Origin of the sequence: Tellurirhabdus rosea (assembly GCF_026278345.1) — a bacterium.
GTDB classification, from domain to species: Bacteria; Bacteroidota; Bacteroidia; order Cytophagales; family Spirosomataceae; genus Tellurirhabdus; species Tellurirhabdus rosea.
Window position 1 is genome coordinate 5,296,566 of sequence record NZ_CP111085.1, and the last position, 19,159, is coordinate 5,315,724.

Here is a 19,159-nt window from a genome sequence, read left to right on the forward strand (position 1 = left end):
TAGCCATGAAAAGTAAGAAACATACCCTTTGGTTGACGGTCCTGCTGGCGTCGGTGCTCACCTTTTCCTGCAAGGATCTGAACGATCTGAATCAAAATCCCAACGGCGTTGACCCGCAGAAAGCGAACCCCAATCTGGTGCTTTCGACGGTCCTGACCGAAACGGGCAAAGCCTTTGTCGATCTGGGCTACCAGGACCTGGCCGGGGTCATGCAGCACACGCAGAAGGACGGCTGGGTCGGGACGCATAACGAGTACGACTGGGGCGGAAGCCAGAGCTGGAGCGGCTATTACGACATTCTGCGCAACAACCAGTACGTATACGACCGTTCGGTGCAGCTCGGCTTCGAGCTGCAGCAGGGCATGGCGCTGGTCATGAAATCCATGCTGTTTGGCCTCATTACCGACCTCTGGGGCGATGCGCCGTACACGAGCGCCCTCAAAGGCGAACAGGGCGGAGCGGCCAACACCTTCCCGGCCTTCGACAGCCAGGAAACCATCTACGCGGGCATTCTGGCGGATCTGGAAAAAGCCAACACCCTGCTTTCGAAGCCCAAAGCGGAATACACCAGTACGGTGGACGCCGCCGATGTGTACTACAACGGCGACCCGGCCAAATGGCGGAAGCTGGCAAACTCGCTGGCGCTGCGATACCTAATGCGTATTTCGGGCAAAAAGCCGGAGGTGGCCAAAGCGGGCATCGAAAAAATGCTGGCCAGTCCGGCCCAGTACCCGCTGATTCTGGCCGCGGCGGACGACGCCGCCATGCCGTTTGCGGGCAACAGCGCCGGGGATTCCTGGCCCGCCAATGCCGTTTATGACGCCAACGGGAGCAATTACCGGCGGCTCAAAATGTGCGACACCTTCGTCAAAGCCCTGCTGGCCCTCAACGACCCGCGCCTTGGCGTCTGGGCCAACAAAGTGCAGATTCCGCTGGTGGTGGACGCCAGCCTGCCCCGAAACACCGACAAAATCGAGAACGGCAAGCGGTATCTTTCGCCCGATAAAGTCGCCGGGAAGGAAGTCAATACGGACCCCAACTACGTCGGACTGCCCGTTGCCATTGTGGGCGGCTCATCCTACAACCTGAGTCCTACGGCCGAGCAGGCGGCCAACAACCCGCACGTGTCCTGGCTGAACGACATCTACAAACAGGCCAAAGGTCCGCTGCTGAAATCCCGGCTCGTATCGGCTGCAGAGGTCCGGTTTATGCTGGCGGAAGCCGCCCAGAGGGGCTGGGCGGCCGGAGATGCCAAAACGCATTACGAAGCGGGCGTGAAAGCGTCTTTCGATGCCTGGGGCCTGAGCAGCGCCTATCCGGCTTACATCGCCCAGAAAAGCGCGGCCTACAACGGAACGCAGAAACAGATCATCGAACAGAAGTGGATCGCCAGTTGGACCGCCGCTACCGAAGCCTGGTTCGACTACCGCCGGACGGGTTTTCCGGAACTGAAAGTCGGCCCGCAGGCCAAGCGCAAGGTGCTGCCCGTTCGCTTTTTCTACATGCTCGACGAGCGGAATCTGAACAAAAGCAACGCCGAAGCGGCCATCAGCAAACTGGAGCAGACCCCTTATTCGGAAGCCGACGGCAAAAACAGCCCCTGGTCGAAGCCGTGGGTGTTGCAGGGAACCGGCAAACCGTGGTGAAACGGCGTTTTCGCACCGTCGCGAAAGGATTTACAAGCCTCTTTTTATGAAGACGATCGCATTCTGTTTGTGTCTCCTGCTCGGCATGGCTTCCTACGCGCAGGATTTCCGCGCCGGGGCGGCGGTCCGGATCATTACGCCGGACCCGCTGCTCCCGGTTTCGGGCGGCATCGGGACGCCCAGACCGGCCCAGGAAAAAAAGGGCGAGCTGTACATCCGGGCGCTGGTTCTGGAAAAAGGCCCCACCCGCGTCGCCATCGTGAGCGTCGATAATCTGGGCTGGCCCTCGGCGCTGGGGAACCAGACGCGGGCGCTCATCCGCGGCATTCCGCCCGAGAACGTGCTGATCGGGGCGACCCACACGCATAGCGGCCCTGACGCCTACGGCTTTCCGGACGCCAGCGGACAGCACCATGCCGACCTGATGTACCTGGACCGCTGCGTGAAGCAGATGGCAGAAGCCGTCAACGAAGCGGTGGAAAACCTGCAACCGGCTTCCCTGAAAGTGGCCGTGGGCGAGGCGAAAGGCAAAATCGCCTATAACTACTACGCCGAGCAGTTGTACGACCCCCGCTGCGGCGTCATTCAGGCCATCGCCCGGACCGGGCCGCAGAAAGGCCGTCCCCTGGCGACGCTGGTCAATTACGCCATTCACCCCGAAGTCATCGGCGCCGGCCGGGGAATCCTGAGTCCGGACCTCTGCGGCCCGCTGTACGCCCGCATCGAGGCGCAGACCGGCGGGGTGGCGCTGTTCATGAACGGGGCTCAGGGCGGAATGGTCACGGCCGACAACCGGCGCGAAGGCGGCAAAGAAGCCAACGACTGGAACGAATGCATCCGGATCGGGGAATTGCTGGCCGACGAAGCCCTCCGCCTTGTCAGTGCCGCGGAAGTGGACGAGAACCCGGCGCTTTACTGCGCCGCCCGGTCGGTGGAGTTTCCGGTGGAGTCCGAGGTGATGCGGTACATCATCAAAAACTCGCCCCTGAAGTACGAACTTTCGCCCGCCGGAACGGTGAAGGCCCAGGTGAATCTGCTCAACATTGGTCCCGCCCAGGTAGTGACCATTCCCGGCGAAGCCCTACCCAACATCGGGTTTTATCTGAAGCGGCACATGAAGACCCGCTACCCGTTTCTTTTTGGCCTCACCAACGAGGCTTTCGGCTACATGCTGACCAAAGTCGATTTCAACAGCTTCCGGCGGTACGACTACATCAGCCGGACGAGTCTGGGAGAGCAGACCGGAGAAATTTACATGGCCGAGGTGCTGAAATGGCTGGCCGAAAGCCCGAAACCGATTAGTTTAAAGTGACTTACCTCTTTTTTACCATAAACCCGATTTCTCTATGCGCACCCGCTTCCTGATCCTGACGGTCCTTATTTTTTCGATCTGTCTGACGGCATTTATCAAGATAAAAAAAGACACCATCACGCCCGAGAATGCCCTGCAAAGCTACCTCAATAACGGCGACAAGTCGTACCGGTGGGAGGTGAAGGATACGATGAATCTGGGCAACATTACGGCCTACAACCTGCTGCTGACTTCGCAGAAATGGCGGCAGTTTACGTGGCGGCACCAGCTGACGGTTCTGGTTCCCAAAGAAAACCAGCACGACGGCGCGCTGCTCTTCATCACGGGCGGCTCCAACAAGGACGAGCAGCCCAACTGGAGCAAAAAGAAAGACGACGCCCTCGCTTTCGGGATGCTGGCGGCCAAAAACAAGGCCATCGTGGCCGTGCTGCGGCAGACCCCCAACCAGCCGTTTTTCGACAACCTGACCGAAGACGCCCTCATTTCGTACACGCTGCACCAGTTTCAGAAAGACAACGATTACTCGTGGCCGCTGCTGTTTCCGATGACCAAAAGCGCCGTGAAAGCGATGGATGCCGTGCAGGAGTTTGCCGACCGGAACCTGGGCCATAAGGTGGCCCGCTTCGTGGTTTCCGGCGCGTCCAAGCGGGGCTGGACCACCTGGCTGACGGGCGCAATGGACCCGCGGGCCGTCGCCATTGCCCCGATGGTCATCGACATTCTGAACATGCCCAAAAACCTGAAGTACCAGATTGAGTCCTGGAACAAATACAGCGAACAGATTCAGGATTATGTGGCACTCGGACTGACCGACGCCATGACCTCGCCGACCGGCAAGGCCATCAACCAGATGATCGACCCGTATTCGTACCGGAAAAAGCTGACCCAGCCGAAGATGATTTTTATGGGCACCAACGATGAATACTGGACCGTGGACGCCATCAAGCACTATTACGACGACATTCCGGGCCAGAACCTGATCCATTACGTCCCGAACGCCGGACACGGACTCGGCGACAAACGGCAGGCGCTGGAGGGGCTGAGCGCGTTCTTCGGGGCCACGATGCTGAAACAGAAATACCCGGTCTGCGAATGGAACGCGGTCAAAACCAAAGACGGCGTAAAGCTGTCCATCAAAACTACGCCCGACGCGCTGGTGGATGCCATTGTCTGGTCGGCCGATTCGGAGGACAAGATCTTTCAGGATGAAAAATGGGAAAGCCGCAGCCTGGGCATCCGGAACCAGCCGAAGGTGGAACTGGTCGAAGCGTTCCCGAAAGCGGGCTACAAGGCGTTTTACGTCGATCTGAAGTACAACGCGCCCAACGGCGGCACTTATACCGAAAGCACCCGGATGTTTCTGACGGACAATGACGAAGTGTTCCTCAAATAACCAATGATTGCTCGGAAGTGGACGGCAGGGCTGCATACCGTGGCCCTGCTCTTTTTTTTCCTGACTCCGCAATCCGTTGCAGCCCAGTCTGCCGCGGATTCGGCCGGTCGGGATCTGGCCGGGCTGCGGCAGGCCATGCGAAGCCGCTATGCGCTGGGAGTGTCTGTGCACCGGGGCACATCCCCACTGGCTCCCGAAAATACGCTGGCCGCTTTCCGGACCGTCCTGCCCTGGCAGGTGGACTACCTGGAAATCGACGTGCGGACCTCCCGCGACGGACAGCTGTTCATCCTGCACGATGGCACGCTGGAGCGAACGACCACCGGAACCGGTCCGGCCCGGGACCGGACGCTGGACGAGCTGAAGCAGCTTTCGGCGGGCAAAGGATTCGGCAACCGCTTCGCCGACGAACGCATTCCAACGCTGGAGGAAGTCTGCCGCCTGCTGGCCGACTGGAACGCCCGGCACGCCTACCAAACCCATTTGTACGTCGATTGCAAGGACGTGGCCGCCGGGCCGCTGGTAGCGATGCTGGCCCAATACGGCTTGCTGAACGGAGCCGTTTTTTACGGTTCGGATGCCTTTCTGCTCTCGCTCCGAAACGTGGCGCCCGCCGCCAGACGAATGCCCGCCCTCCGGAACGAAGCGGAGATAGCCGAAAAAGTGGAGAAACTGGCTCCGTATGCCTTTGACGTGCCCTGGCAGTTGCTCAGCAAGCGGCTCATCGACCAGCTTCACGAACGGGGAATCCGCGTTTTTTCCGACGCGCTCGGCCCATACGAGCAGCCCGAAGAATACCGAAAAATGGCCCGCCTCGGCCTCGACGTCATCCAGACCGATCACGTCGAGCGGCTCTATCGGGCGATGGATTGAGAGACAAGAGACAAGAGACAAGAGAAAAGAGAGGAGACATTAGACAAGGGACAAGAGACAAGAGAAATGAGAAAAGAACAAGACACATTTGACGCTGGGTGCAAAAGGCGGCCGGAACATGGTGCTGCCGCGCCTCATTTTTGAAAAGCAAACGTCCAGCGTTTCTTGTCTCTTGTCTTTCGTCTTTTGTCTAGCGTCTCTTTTCTAATGCCTCTTTTCTCTTTTCTCTAACCTCTTTTCTCTCACCCCCTTCATCAAAATCTCCCGCCAGCCAGTAGCCTGAAAGTCGCTCGTTTTCGTACTATCCTTATGATACAGGAGCGCATCACCGACCGGCTGGCCATTGAGGGGGGCGATAAGGCCGTAACGAAACAGTTTCCCTGGCCCATCTACGACGAGCGGGAGGTGGAGGCCGTGGCCGACATTATCCGGAACGGCAAATGGGGCAATCCGGACTGCCTCGGCGAAGTGGAAGCTTTTGAACAGGCGTTTGCGGCTTATTGCGGCACCCGTTACGCCGTGAGCTGCGTCAACGGCTCGGTTTCGCTCCGGCTGGCGCTGATCGCCTGCGGCGTCCGTCCGGGCGACGAGGTCATTGTGCCGCCTTACACCTTCATTGCGACCGCCTCCACGGTTATCGAGGCCAACTGTGTGCCGGTCTTCGCCGATATTGAACCGGATACCTACAATCTGGACCCGGAAGCCGTCGAAAGGGCCATTACGCCGCGGACCCGGGCCATCATTCCCGTTCATTTTGCCGGGCAGGCCTGCCGGATGGACGCGATTCTGGACCTCGCCCGCCGGTATAATCTCCGGGTTATCGAGGACGCCGCCCACGGGCACGGAGCCGAATACCGGGGCCGGAAACTGGGCGCCATTGGTGATGCGGGCAGCTTTAGTTTTCAGTCGTCCAAAAACCTTACCGGCGGGGAAGGCGGCATGGTGGTCACCAACGACCCCGACCTTTATCGGCTGATGCATTCCCTCCGCAACGTGGGCCGCCTCGAAGGCGGGCAGTGGTACGACCATTTCAATCCCGGCTGCAACTACCGGCTGACGCCCATGCAGGCCGTTCTGCTTTCCGAACAGCTGAAACGGCTGGACGAACAGACGCACCGGCGGAACGAAAACGGCCTGTACCTGAACGAACTCTTGGCCGGAATCGAAGGCATTACGCCCCTGACCCGCGGGCATGGCGAAACGGTGCATTGTTATCACCTGTACATTTTCCGGTACGACGCGTCGGCGTTCGGCGGCCTGTCCAAAACCCGGTTTGTGGAGCTGCTGGCGGCCGAGGGCGTGCCCTGTTTCCGGGGCTATCCGCATCCGCTGTACCGGCAGCCGCTTTTTCAGAACCGGAACTGGATGTGCTACGCCATTCCCGAAATGGTCGATTACACGGAAGTTTATTGTCCCGTCGCCGAAAAAGCGTGCCGCGACGAAGCTGTCTGGATTTTGCAGCACGCCATGCTGGGCACCCGCACCGATATGGAAGCTTTTGCGGAGGCCATTCGCAAAATTCAGCGGGCCGTGCGGCGCTGACCGTTATTTGCCCGCGAGGTACTGCTTGCGGAACTCCTGCGGCGTGTAGCCTTTCACCTGCCGGAACTGCCGGGCGATGTTTTTGGGGTCGGTAAAGCCCATGTCGAGGGCAATTTCGTAGACCGCCAGGTCCGTTTCCAGCAACTTTTGCGAGAATTTTTCGATGCGCAGGTTGGCGATGTACTTGTAAATGGGGTAGCCCGTAATGTCCAGAAAACGCTTTTCGAGCGCGCGCCGCGAGAGCGGAACCTGCTGGACCACGTCCTCGACCTGGAGGTTTTTGTCGATGTTCTGGTGAATGAACTTCAGCGAGGAAGCAATGTACTGGTCGTGCGTGGCGTAAATATCCGTCGACTGGCGGGTGACGATCTGCATCGGTTTCACTACCACATCGTACCGGTTTGCCATGCCGTTCCGGATGAGCTTATCGAGCAGGCGGGCCGAATCGTAGCCGCCTTTTTCGGCGTCGAGCGCAATGCTGGACAGGGGAGGGTCCGAAATCGTGCACACCATTTCGTCGTTATCGACGCCCAGCACGGCCACGTCCTCCGGGATGCGGATACCCGAATTGCGGCAGGCTTCGGTGATGTGCTGGCCCAGCCGGTCGTCGCAGGCCATGATGGCGATGGGCTTGGGCAGTGAGGTCAGCCATTCGCTCAGCGAACTGGGCATGTAGAACCACAAATCGCCGTCTTTGTTGGAGTGCTGCTCGAAGGTGTGTACCGGGTAACCCGCCTGCTGGATGCGTCGTTCGAAGCCTTCGCCCCGTTCCCGCGACCAGACGATGTTCCGGAAGCCGTAAAAGGCAAAATGCTTGAATCCTTTTTTGAGAAAATACTCCGCCGCCATTTCGCCGGTCGCCTGGTAAGCGCCGGTGATGTTCGGAATTTCGCTGAACCGTTCCTTAAAATCCTGCGCAATGACCGGAATGCCCGCTTCCACGAGCCGGGCCACGTCTTTTTCGTTGTACAACTGCCCGATGATGCCGTTGGCGCCCCATTCCTGCGCCCATTCCAGAATGCCGTTGAGGCCGATGGTTTCGCGGTAATACAACGGCATGCGGCAGAAAACCCAGGGACCGACCTCCCGCGAGTACTTCACGATGCCCTGTAACAGCCGCTTGCTGTATTCCTCCGCAAAGTCGATGAGCAGAATGATTTTGTGCATGGGCCGGATTCGGTACGGGTAAAGACGTGCTTGCTGCCTTAAGTTAACTAAAAACTTCTTTCAGACTTTTCACCGTGGCGTTGGTGACCAGCGGTTTGGCCCAGACCGTAATGCTGAAAATGTACCCCAGCGTCAGCAGCAGAAAAAGCATCGCCAGCCGCAGCCCCACCAGCTCGGCCAGTCCCCCGATCACGAGCGGCACCAGCGCCCCGCCCGCAATGCCCGTACACAGAATGCCCGAGAACGTCCCGTGATGATGCGGCACCGAGTTCAGGGCCAGCGACACGACAATCGACCACATGACCGAAGCGAAAAAGCCCGTCGCCGGGAAGGCATACAGCGCTACTTCCCGCGGGCCAAACAGGGCGGCGAGCAGCGAAACGATGGCTCCCGCCGTAAACAGCCGCAGCACCACCCGGCTGTCGAAAAACTTCAGCAGGCCCAGTCCCAGCAGGCACCCGACCGTGAGCAGCCCCCAGAAATACGAAATGACCGACGCGCCGGTCGTGGCCGGATCGACGCCGTGGTAGATTTGCAGAAACTTGGAAATCCAGTTGGCAATGCCCTGCTCGGTGCCCACGTACGCGAAGATGCCGAAGAAAAAAAGCCAGACCGTCCGGTTCCGGAGCAGGTCGCCGAAGGCCGAGCCGGTATCGATTCGTTCGTCTTCTTTCAACTCCACTTCCGGAAAGCGGACCAGCCCGATCACCAGCACCATCCCGAGGGCAATCACCGCAAAGACCCAGTACAGGGAAATCCATTTCAGGCTTGCCGGAACGAGCCGGTTCAGCAGGTTAAGCAGGGGCGAGGAGTCGCCCGAATGCACGTGCTGCACCAGATAGCTGTACAGCAGCGGACTCAGAAACGATGCGCCGCCGAAAAACAACTGCGCCAGCACTGAATTGAACGCAAAATGCGCTTCGCCCCCCGCCACCCGAAGCAGCGGATTGATGACGACCTGCAACATCGCCATGCCGATTCCGATCAGGAAAAGCGACAGCAGCGCCACCGAAAACCCGGGCATCACCGCAAACAGCAGCGCCCCCGCAAAGGCCAGCAGAAAGGCCCACAGCAGCACCCGTTTCTCGCGGTATTTTTCGACCAGCACCCCCGACGGAACCGACATCACGCCGTAGGCGACAAAAAACGCAAACGGCAGAAAGCCCGCCAGTCCGATGCTGAGGTCAAAACTCTGGATCAGGTCCGGGATGATGGGGCCTAAAATGTTGGTCAGAAAAGAGATAACGAAAAATATCAGCAGGATCAGCAGGACAATCAGGGTACTGGACTTCATCAGGATTGAGTGAAAGAGCGATTGAGGGATTGAGTGAACGCGTGGATGGAGTCGGGTTTACTGCGTGGTGACGGCAACGGTAGTGGTGCGGCTGGAACGACCGGCGGCGTCGAAACTTTTGAGCTTTACGGTTCCCCGGGCGGGTAACGGACTCGTGTACCGTGCCGACTGTCCGGTGGGTTCGGAGCCGTCGATGGTGTAGCGAATGGCCAGACCGGGGTATTCCACGTTAGCCTTCAGGCTGCCGTTCTCCACGAAGGCACCGGGCGGCGGCAGGCGGTAATTGTAGCCGCCGTTCAGCCGGGCAAGCCGGGGCAACTCCCTTTGGGCGAGGGTGTTGGCAAAGACGTTCCAGCCCTGGGCAATGGCCTGTTCACGGGTGGCGCGGTCTTCGAGGGATTCCCACGGCCGCTCGGGCGCCCAGCCACTTTCGGCAAAAGCGATGAGTTTGGGCAGGGCGTAATATTCGATCATGTCGCGCCCTTTGATGGTTTCGCTCCAGAGCTGCGCCTCAATGCCGAGGATGTTTTTGCGCGCTTCGGGTTTCAGCCGTTCCTTGCCCGCAAACTCCGGTCCCAGCGGTTTGCCCATCGCCGTTTTGTAGGTCGTCCAGAACATGTTGTAGGGCGCAAACGTCCAGTTTTGGCGGGTATCGACAAACCCGGCCCAGTAGAGGCCCGGCTCCTGCGGGTCGTTGTTGTAAGCCAGGTCAAAGTAAAAATTCGACACGTTGCAGAGCACGACCGGGTATCCGGCATTGGCGAGGCGATTGCCGAGGTCGTAGTCGAAAAGGTTGTTCCAGATGTAGGGCACCACCGGGCCGCCCGCAAACTCCGGATTGGCCCGGTACGACCCGTCCGGATTTTTGAGCAGCGCCACTTCCTCCCAGCCGTGAATGGTCAGATTGCGCTTCCGCAGGCGCGGCACCAGCTGGCGGAAGAAATAGGTTTGCAGGTTTTTGGGATCGCCGATCTCGGGGTGTTCACGCAGCAGCCGGGCGGCCATCGGGGAGCGGGTCCAGGCGCCTTCGGGCACTTCGTCGCCGCCCGCGTGCATGACATCCATCGGCACCCCGGCTTCCCGGTACATCTCCGCGATTTCGTCCACTACTTTTTCGTAGAAATGGTACGCCGATTCGCGGGCCACGCACACGACGTTGTCCCGGTAGCCCTGCGCCGAGAGGTACACCGACCGGTCGTCGGGGTCGATGAGCCGGTATTCTTCCGCTTCGGCTTTTTTTCCTGCCTTCATCAGCCGCTGGTACCGGGCCTCCATCGCCTTGATGGCCGCCCGGGCGTGGCCGGGAAAGTTCACTTCCGGAATGACCTTGATGTGGCGCTCCCGGGCGTATTTCAGAATCTCGATAAAATCGGCCCGGGTGTAAAAACCGCTGCCGTGTTTGCCTTTTTCGTAGGGCGTCGGGCCGGAGCCGTAGGCCGGATGCAGCACCGGCGTATCCCGGCCGGTCGTGTGCTGACGCTGGGCGCCTACCTCCGTCAGCTCCGGAAGGCCGTCGATTTCCAGCCGCCAGCCTTCGTCCTCGGTCGTGTAGAACAGAAAATGATTGATTTTGTAAAAAGCGAGCAGGTCCAGAAAACGGAGGACGGTTTCCTTGGTCTGAAAATTCCGGCTGACGTCCATGTGCAGCCCCCGGAACGGGAACCGGGGCGCGTCTTCCACCTGCACGAAGGGAAGCGAGACCGTGGCCGCCGGTTTCAGGTACGTTTCAGTCGGAATCAGGGCCAGGAGGCTCTGGATGCCGTAAAAAACTCCCGCGGCGTCGGTGCCGTTGATGGCAATGCCGTTGCTGTCGATGCCCAGCCGGTACGCTTCCTTCGTTACTTCGTTCACCTGCACCGGGCTGGTAGTCAGCACGATGCCTTTTTCGGCTGGGGTTCCGCTGCTGAGGTTGAAGGTTGTTCCGGTCAGGGCCTGCAGCTTCCCGGCCAGAAACCGGGCTTCGCTTTCCAGACCGGGGCCGTAATAGATCGGAACGGTATTCGTCAGCGCAAACGAACCCGCGGAAGCCGTCAGCCGAACCGGTGACGGAACGAGGCGCGGCAACTGCTCCGGGGCAATCAGGCTGGCCCTGAGGTTCTGCTGGTACCGCAGTTCGGGCGTCTGGATGGGCTCCAGATCTTCTTTTCCGAGCAGCTGCTGCTCTTTTCGGGTAAACGGCTGAATCTGGTAGTCGGCCACCTGCGCAATGCGTTCTTCCTGGCCATTTTTGTCGTAGAAAACAAAGTAGAGGCCCAGCGGCGCGTCGGTTTCCTTGATGACTCCTTCGGTGCCCATGTACCGGATTTCGACGGACGTATTGGGTTTGAGCACAAATCCTTTGTTGGGCGTCAGTTTGTACCAATCCCCGTTGAGGTGCTGCAGCTTGCCCGGCTGGGATTGCGGGTGGGCCAGAATCGGGCGGGGAGCCATGTTGAAAAACAGGGCCCAGCCGGTGTCGCTGAGGGTTTCGCTGCCCTTGTTGGTCAGGGTGAACCGGGCTTCAAAGCCGTTTTCGACGGACGTAAAATTGGTGAGCAGTTCCCAGGAAACTGCCACCGTCGAATTTCCGGTCGTACTGCCCGGCGTTTGCTGGCAGGTGAGCAGGAGGGCAGACAGGAGAAAAAGGGCCGCCGCCCGAAAAAAAATCAGCATGGGGTGGGTTCGTTGATAGCCTTAATACTACGGCGAAACGTACTAAAGTTACCACTGACTTACTAAAGAGTTTTGGTAAAAATTCTCCGCCCGGCCCCCCGACCATGATCACGCAAGCCAACCCCGTCGGCGCGCCGCCCGCCGACCCCGCCGCCGTCGGCCCCAGGCTCATCTCGCTGGATGCCTTTCGGGGCTTCACCATTGCCGCCATGATTCTGGTCAATTTTCCGGGCGACGGCGACCACGTTTACCACACCCTGCGTCATACGGTCTGGAACGGCCTTTCGTTCACCGATCTGGTCGCCCCGTTCTTCCTGTTTATCATCGGGGTTTCCATCGTTTTTGCCTATTCGCGGCGGCTGGCGGCGGGCGAACCCCGGCGCGGGATGTACCGAAAGATCGTCGTGCGGGCGCTGAAGATTTTTGCCGTGGGGATGTTTCTGAACCTCCAGCCCGATTTTGACTTCAGCAGCATCCGCTGGACGGGGACGCTGCACCGCATCGCGATTGTGTTTCTGCTCTGCGCCATCCTCTTCCTGAACACGAACTGGAAACAGCAGGCGTGGCTGGGCGCGGGGGTGCTGGTGGCCTACTGGCTGGCCCTGGCGCTCATCCCGACGCCGGGCGCGGGGAGGGTGGTGCTGGAACCGGGAGTTAACCTCGTCGCCTGGTTCGACCGGCAGTTTCTGCCGGGGCGGATGTGGCAGGGCACCTGGGACCCCGAGAGCATCCTGAGCACCTTCCCGGCGGCCGTTTCCGGCATCACCGGCCTGCTGGCGGGACGGCTGCTTCAAAGCCATTTTTCTCCCAACGAAAAAGTCAATTACCTCATGACCGCCGGACTTTTTTCGGCCGCGCTGGGGTATTTCTGGGGGCTGGTTTTTCCGGTGAACGAAAACCTCTGGACCAGCTCTTTCGTGCTGGTCACCTCGGGCATGGCGGCGCTGCTGCTGGGGGCGATGTACTTTCTCGTCGATACCCGGCGGCACACCACGGGCACCCGACCCGGCATCATTTTCGGGGCCAACGCCATTGCCGTCTACGTCCTGGCGGATCTGCTGGCCCTGCTGTTTTACGGCCTGAACGTGGGCGGAGCATCGCTGAACGGGCATTTTCAACGAACCCTGACCGGCACCGGCCTCGACCCGAAGTGTGTGAGTATGCTGTACGGCCTGCTGTTTGTCGGGGTCAATTTTGTGCCGGCCTACTGGCTGTATCGGAAGAAGATTTTCATCAAATTATAAAACGGCAGAGGGCGCCCCCTGCCGTTTCGAAAGGCATTACAAAGCCAGATTCCAGCCGTCCCGGTAGTCGCGTTTGACAAACTGGTTGGCCAGGTCGTAGTTCGTGACTTTCATGTTGGCGGCATCCCAGAGCAGTTTCTTGCGGCCGTGGTACCGGTCTGCCTCCCGTTTGGCCGTCGGGTTATCGCGCAGCATCCAGCTCCGGATCGCCAGGTTTCCGATCAGAATGCTTTCGGTGAACGGGGCCGCATAGTCGAAGGGCGAACTGGTTTTGCCGTTTCCATATCCCGCCATGCAGGCGTTGACCCATTGCAGGTAGTGGTCTTCGTTGGGCACCCGCTCGATGGTTTCCGGAATGTTGAGTAGCTGGTTGTCTTTCAGCGGGAGCAGACGCGGGTTGGCCCCGTAGCAGTCCGCCATCAGTTTCCCTTTTGACCCGATGAACAGCACCCCTCCGTCCGAGTTGCCGAAGCTTTCGCCGGGTTGCAGTTCCTCGGGAAGTTCGGGCAGGATACCGCCGTCGTACCAGCTCAGTTTAAGGTCGCCTTTTCCGTCTTTACGGGGATAATTGAGGTGAATGGAGGTTGAGAAAGGGGTCCAGTCCGGGCTGTCGTCCTGCGGGCGAAGGGTAAACGTCCAGTTGCCGGCCACGCTGCATTCGACGGAGTTCGGATAATCGACGGGCAGAATCCGGAAAACGGGGTCGAGGATGTGGCAGGCCATATCGCCCAGCGCTCCGGTGCCGTAGGGCCACCAGCCGCGCCAGTTCCAGGGCAGGTAGGCGGGGTTGTACGGCACTTTTTTGGCCGGACCCAGCCAGAGGTTGAAATCCAGCTCTTTGGGAGGTTCAAACGTCTGGTCGGTCGGGTTGGCCTGGGGCCATACGGGGCGGTTGGTCCAGGCCAGCACCTTATGCACGTCGCCGATAAGGCCCGTATCGTAAATCTCCTTCATCCGGCGCACTCCGTTGCCCGAGCCGCCCTGATTGCCCATCTGCGTGACGACCTTGTATTTTTTGGCGGCCTGGGCCAGCACCCGGGCTTCGTAGATGTCGTGGGTCAGTGGTTTCTGGGTGTACACGTGCTTGCCCAGCTGCATGGCGGCTAGCGTGGCGACGGCGTGGGTGTTGTCGGGCGTAGAGATGGAGCAGGCGTCGATGTTTTTGCGCTCTTTGGCCAGCATTTCCCGGAAATCGCGGTAGTAGGTCGCCTGGGGGAAGTTGGTCCGGGACTGCACCGCCTGGCGGTCGTCCACGTCGCAGAGGGCCACGATGTTGACGTTAGGGCTTTTGGCGAAGGCCGCCAGATCACTCCGGCCCTTGCCGCCGACGCCGATCCCGGCAATGTTCAGCTTGTCGCTCGGCGGCACAAATCCTTTCCCGATCACGTGGCGCGGCACGATGAAAAAGGAGGTGGCGGCCAGCGAAGATACTTTCAGAAACTCCCGGCGGCTGTTGGGTCCGGGGGCGGCTTGTTTTTCAGTCATACACCAGTTGCGGGGTTAAAAGCTTACCAAAGTCCGACAACGACCAGCCCTGCCAGGGTCGCCACTTCCATCTTTTCCCGCAGAAACTGCCGGGCTTTCACCAGCTGGTTCTTGACGGTGTTTTTGGAGATACGCAGCAGGTCACTGATTTCCTGGTAGGACATTTCCTTTTCCACCGTCAGCCGCAGAATCTGGCGCCGTTTTTCGGACAGGGAGCCGATGGCGGCCTGAAGGTGCTCCAGCCGCGCTTCGGCCACATCGTAGTCTTCCTCGCGGGTCGCTTCCATCCGTTCCAGGTACTGCTGCTTCAGCCACTCGCTTTTTTCCATCTTTCGGAGGTAGTCGAAGGCCAGATTGCGCAGGCAGGTAAACAGGTACGAATTGAAATTAAGCTCCGGGTTGATCTGCGCCCTTCGTTCCCAGATTTTGATGAAAACCTCGTGAAGAATGTTCTCGGCCTCTTCCTCGTCCTTCAGGATCGACGTGCAGAAGCGCAGGGCCGGAGTCCGGTAGTGGTTGTACAGTTCTGCAAAGGCCACCTGATCGCCATGGATCACTCCCTGTAAAGTTTGTTCAAGTAAAAAGGCCATGGTTTGAATTGTGGGATAGGTGTATTTAGTGATAAAAAATATCAGCGTTGTACCATTTTAAATAGAGCAGTTCGGAAGGCTCATTCGAAAGAGTTCTTCGATGGCTCCTGATCGCCCGACTGGAATGGTTGTGGTTACGCGTTGGAAGAAATACAGCTAAGAGCGTCGTCAACCCCACTTTCCCGGAGATGCCCTAGGCCTTTTTGTTGACTTATATGGCTAACGTACAATTATTTGCCGAACCGGAAGGCCGCAAATTGCGTAATTATACCCTCAATTTGCGCAGCGCGGTCGTTCCTTAATAATTTACTCACATCCGGCCGCCGGATGTTATCGGCGAATGATTTTTCTGTTAACGAACCGGGAAGCCTACACGGGCCCGCGGCAAAAATGTTGCCCCGGAAAAGTCTCCGGGAATAGCCTTCCGGGGCCGACACGACGTATACATAGGTGACCATCCAGACCGGTTTCCGCGATGACCTGCCAACTCCTCTTTAGTTACGGCCTTTCTTTTTTCCTGTTCCTCCGGGCAGACCCGGCGGGAGGGGAGCGGCCCGCGCCGCCGGTGGTTCCCTACGCCGACCGGGCGTTCTGGCAGGAAACGCACGAGGCCCTGCCGGTCGGAAAAAACCCGGACGACAACCAGGTGCGCAGCATTGCCGTCGATGGGCAGGCGGCCGTCTGGATTGCAACGGCCGGGGGCGTTTTCCGGAAACCGGTCGGGCAGACCTCCTGGAGCGAGGTTCCGACGGCGGACAAAGGCCCGGCCTACGCCGTCGAAACGGACGCCCAATCGACGGTCTGGCTGGGAACCTGGAACGGGCTTTACCGCTACCGGGCCGCCCGGCTGGAGAAAGTGCCCGGACCGGCCGCGCCCATCTCGGTTCTCTGCGCCGCCGCCGAAGGCGTATACGCCCTGGGGCCGAACGGGGTCTGGCTGGTCACCGATCAAGGGTGTCAGAAGAAAGATTACGCCATTGCCCGCTCCGTCCGGGATGCGGTTTCGGACGGGCAGGGCGGCCTCTGGGTAGCCAGCGATGTCGGCGTTTACCACTGCACAGCGGCGGGCGTCCGGCAGCTACAGGAGAAAAAGGACCTGCTCAGCGCCTATGCCCGGGGGCTTGCGCTCGACAGCCACCAGAAACTCTGGGTCAGCGGACTCGGCGGCGTTTCCATCCTGGGCGGGCTTTCCCGCGAACAGGCGCTCACGCCCGAGCAGGGCCTGCCTACCGTTTTCGGCACCTGCGTCCAGCGCGCGCCCGACAGCACCATGTGGGTCGGCACCGAAGCCGGGGTGGTGCGTTACCGCCCGGACGGTCGGCGGTCCCTGCTGTTTTCGCGCCGCTGGCTTCTCGACGACCACGTTCGGGACATTGCCTTCGACAAAGCCGGCAACGCCTGGATTGCCACCGACAAAGGCGTGAGCGCCATCCGGCGGCAGGCCATGACGCTGGCGCAGAAGGCCGATTTTTTCTACGACGTTCTGATGAAACGCCACATCCGGGAGCCGTGGATCGCCGGCCAGTGCCGACTGCCCGTGGCGGGCGACCTGACCCGGTGGGAACCCGAAGACGACGATAACGACGGGGAATATACGGGCAACTATCTGGCGATGGAAGCTTTCCGCTACGCCGTCACCCAACGTCCGGATGCGCGCGAGAAAGCGGCCAGAGCGTTCCGGTTTCTGAAGCTTCTTCAGGAGGTGACCGGCACCGACGGGTTCTTCGCCCGGACCATCGTTCCCGCCCGCTGGACAACCGTACACGACGGCAACCGCCACTACACCGACCGCCAGCTGGCCGACGAACTGGTGAAGGAGCCGCGCTTCAAACCTGTCACGGTCCGGTGGCACCAATTGGCGGACGGAAAGTGGCTCTGGAAAGGCGATACCAGCAGCGACGAACTGTGCGGCCACATGATGGGCTACTATTTTTACTACGAACTTGTGGCCGACGAGGCCGAAAAAAGGCTGGTTCGCCAGCAGGTGAAACGCATTGCGGACCACCTCATCGCGCACGATTTCAACCTGGTGGACGTGGACGGGAAGCCGACACGCTGGGCCGTCTGGTCGCCGGAGCAGCTCAACCGCCATCCGGAATGGGCTCCCGACCGGCACCAGAATTCCATGGAAATACTGGCTTTTATGAAACTGGCCCACCACGTCACCGGCGAAGCTACTTACGAGCAGCATTACCTCCGGCTCATTGAAAAAGAAGGGTATCTCGACAACATGGCCCGAATTTCGGAGCAGAATCCAGCCTGGTTCATCTATTTCGACGTCATGCTGTCGGCTTACTGTTACCCCATTCTGCTCGGCTGCGAGAAAGACCCCCGGCGGCTTGCGTTCTACCAGAAGCACATGGACGAATGGTTCGAACGCCGCCGCGGCGACCACAATCCGCTGATCAATTTCCTGTATGCTTATTCGCGGGGAAAAGCGGAGGAGTTGAACCACTCCGCCGAGTTCTTCCGGGATACGCCGCTAGACCTGATCGACTGGCCCATCGACCATACCAAACGGGAAGATATCCGGCTGGTCCGCAAGCCGGTTCTGGACGAACTGCAGGTCAGCGAACTGCCGCCGCCCAGCATCCGACTGACCATCCGGTGGGACAAAAATCCGTGGACGGCCGCGGGCGGTGACCCGCATAAGGAGCGGGAACCCGTTTTCTGGCTGCTGCCGTACTGGATGGGACGGTATCTGAAGCTGATTCAGTGACTTTTACAGGAAATATCGGAGTGTTCCGCTTATGAGTGATTCTTTACAGAAAATGCGACAGATCATTTGTACCATATGCCTGCTGTCGATGCTGGCCGGAACGGGCAGGGCGCAGCCCGTCGTGCGGCAAACGCTGATTTTTCCGAAGCAGGACAAACACGTCCACGGCAGCACGCTGGTGAGTCTGCCCAACGGCGATATGCTGGCGGCCTGGTTTTACGGCAGCGGCGAACGCACCGCCGACGATGTCCGCATCATGGGAGCCCGGCTGAAAAAGGGCGATAGGGCCTGGAGCGAACCGTTCCTGATGGCCGACACGCCCGGCCTGCCCGACTGCAATCCCGTGCTGTTTCTGAACCACCAGGGCAAATTATTCCTCGTCTGGATCGCCGTTCAGGCCAATCTGTGGGAGCAGTCCATCCTCCGGGTCCGGACGGCAACGGATTATCTGAAAAGCGGCCCCCCGGTCTGGAACTGGCAGGACAACATGTTGCTCAAACCCGACAGCCGCTTCACAGAGGAGGTCGAAAAACGCTTCAAGGAACTGCCCGACCATCCGATAGGCTGGGCCGGTTACGCGCCGAAATACGACGAGATGATCGTGAGCGCCAGCCGGGACGCGGCCAAACGGAGCATCGGCTGGATGACCCGCATCAAACCGTTGCTGCTCGGCAATGGCCGGATTGTGCTGCCGCTGTATTCCGACGGCTTCAATTTTTCGATGATGGCCCTTTCGGACGACGACGGGACTACGTGGCGGCCGGGCCTGCCCGTGGTGGGCCGGGGACCGATCCAGCCGGCGCTGGCGCAGCGTAAAGACGGCTCGCTGCTGGCCCTCATGCGCGACAGCGGCGACGAACCGACGCGGGTGCACGTCAGCGAGTCGGCCGACCGGGGCGAAAGCTGGAAAGCCACGCGGAAAACCGACATTCCCAACACGGCCAGCGTCGAACTGCTGGTGCTGCAGGACGGGAAATGGGCGTTTCTGGGCAACGACGTTTCGGACGGACGCTACCGGCTGAGTCTGTACCTGTCGGACGACGAGGGCCGTACCTGGAAGTGGAAAACCCGCCTCGAAGACGGGCCGCCGGGCAAGGGCAGTTATTCCTACCCCGCGCTGATCCAGACCTCCGACGGCCTGCTGCACATGACCTATTCTTCCCACGAAGGCCCGACCGGGAAAGCCATCAAATACGTGGTGGTAGACCCCAAGCGCCTGATTCAATGACCTATCCTTCTCCA

13 protein-coding genes are annotated in these 19,159 nt (G+C 59.8%); 8 read left to right on the plus strand and 5 right to left on the minus strand.

Features of this window, described 5'->3' with window-relative positions:
* The first annotated feature begins 5 nt into the window (after positions 1–5).
* The 5 genes from ORG26_RS22315 (at position 6) to ORG26_RS22335 (ending at position 6,766) form a co-directional block, all read left to right on the plus strand.
* Positions 6–1,646 carry a SusD/RagB family nutrient-binding outer membrane lipoprotein gene (locus ORG26_RS22315; RefSeq protein ID WP_266365811.1) on the plus strand — a complete coding sequence of 547 codons (1,641 nt, stop codon included), beginning with the start codon at positions 6–8 and terminating at the stop codon, positions 1,644–1,646.
* A 46-nt stretch (positions 1,647–1,692) separates the two neighbouring features.
* Positions 1,693–2,958 carry a hypothetical protein gene (locus ORG26_RS22320; RefSeq protein WP_266365813.1) on the plus strand — a complete coding sequence of 422 codons (1,266 nt, stop codon included), beginning with the start codon at positions 1,693–1,695 and terminating at the stop codon, positions 2,956–2,958.
* Positions 2,959–2,992: 34 nt separating this feature from the next.
* Positions 2,993–4,351 carry a PhoPQ-activated pathogenicity-related family protein gene (locus ORG26_RS22325; RefSeq protein ID WP_266365815.1) on the plus strand — a complete coding sequence of 453 codons (1,359 nt, stop codon included), beginning with the start codon at positions 2,993–2,995 and terminating at the stop codon, positions 4,349–4,351.
* Between the two features lie 3 nt (positions 4,352–4,354).
* Complete coding sequence (locus ORG26_RS22330) at positions 4,355–5,224, plus strand: glycerophosphodiester phosphodiesterase family protein (protein WP_266365817.1); 870 nt, start codon at positions 4,355–4,357, stop codon at positions 5,222–5,224.
* A gap of 309 nt (positions 5,225–5,533) precedes the next feature.
* Positions 5,534–6,766, plus strand: a complete 1,233-nt coding sequence (locus tag ORG26_RS22335; RefSeq protein WP_266365819.1) for a DegT/DnrJ/EryC1/StrS family aminotransferase — start codon at positions 5,534–5,536, stop codon at positions 6,764–6,766.
* 3 nt (positions 6,767–6,769) lie between these two features.
* On the opposite strand, the gene ORG26_RS22340 is transcribed toward ORG26_RS22335, so the two are convergent.
* The 3 genes from ORG26_RS22340 to ORG26_RS22350 are packed head-to-tail and all read right to left on the minus strand — an operon-like array spanning position 6,770 to position 11,879.
* Positions 6,770–7,933 (minus strand): DNA-binding transcriptional regulator, encoded by a 1,164-nt coding sequence (locus tag ORG26_RS22340; protein ID WP_266365821.1) that lies wholly within the window; start codon positions 7,931–7,933, stop codon positions 6,770–6,772.
* Positions 7,934–7,976: 43 nt separating this feature from the next.
* On the minus strand, positions 7,977–9,227 hold the full coding sequence (locus tag ORG26_RS22345; RefSeq protein ID WP_266365823.1) for an MFS transporter: 1,251 nt from the start codon (positions 9,225–9,227) through the stop codon (positions 7,977–7,979).
* Positions 9,228–9,284: 57 nt separating this feature from the next.
* The gene (locus ORG26_RS22350) at positions 9,285–11,879 is read right to left on the minus strand and encodes a family 20 glycosylhydrolase (protein WP_266365825.1); all 2,595 of its coding nucleotides are present in this window, start codon (positions 11,877–11,879) and stop codon (positions 9,285–9,287) included.
* A 104-nt stretch (positions 11,880–11,983) separates the two neighbouring features.
* Here ORG26_RS22350 and ORG26_RS22355 point away from each other — a divergent pair, with 104 nt between their 5' ends.
* The gene (locus ORG26_RS22355) at positions 11,984–13,123 is read left to right on the plus strand and encodes an acyltransferase family protein (protein WP_266365827.1); all 1,140 of its coding nucleotides are present in this window, start codon (positions 11,984–11,986) and stop codon (positions 13,121–13,123) included.
* Between the two features lie 36 nt (positions 13,124–13,159).
* Here ORG26_RS22355 and ORG26_RS22360 read toward each other — a convergent pair whose 3' ends face one another.
* Together ORG26_RS22360 and ORG26_RS22365 are read right to left on the minus strand one after the other, a co-directional pair.
* Complete coding sequence (locus ORG26_RS22360) at positions 13,160–14,608, minus strand: Gfo/Idh/MocA family protein (RefSeq protein WP_266365829.1); 1,449 nt, start codon at positions 14,606–14,608, stop codon at positions 13,160–13,162.
* Between the two features lie 23 nt (positions 14,609–14,631).
* Positions 14,632–15,198 carry an RNA polymerase sigma factor gene (locus tag ORG26_RS22365; RefSeq protein ID WP_266365830.1) on the minus strand — a complete coding sequence of 189 codons (567 nt, stop codon included), beginning with the start codon at positions 15,196–15,198 and terminating at the stop codon, positions 14,632–14,634.
* 475 nt (positions 15,199–15,673) lie between these two features.
* On the opposite strand from ORG26_RS22365, the gene ORG26_RS22370 reads away from it, so the two are divergent.
* Together ORG26_RS22370 and ORG26_RS22375 are read left to right on the plus strand one after the other, a co-directional pair.
* Entirely contained in the window at positions 15,674–17,917 is a 2,244-nt protein-coding gene (locus ORG26_RS22370; protein ID WP_266365832.1) for a ligand-binding sensor domain-containing protein, read from the plus strand.
* Positions 17,918–18,005: 88 nt separating this feature from the next.
* Positions 18,006–19,145 carry a sialidase family protein gene (locus ORG26_RS22375; RefSeq protein ID WP_407704836.1) on the plus strand — a complete coding sequence of 380 codons (1,140 nt, stop codon included), beginning with the start codon at positions 18,006–18,008 and terminating at the stop codon, positions 19,143–19,145.
* Positions 19,146–19,159: the final 14 nt, after the last annotated feature.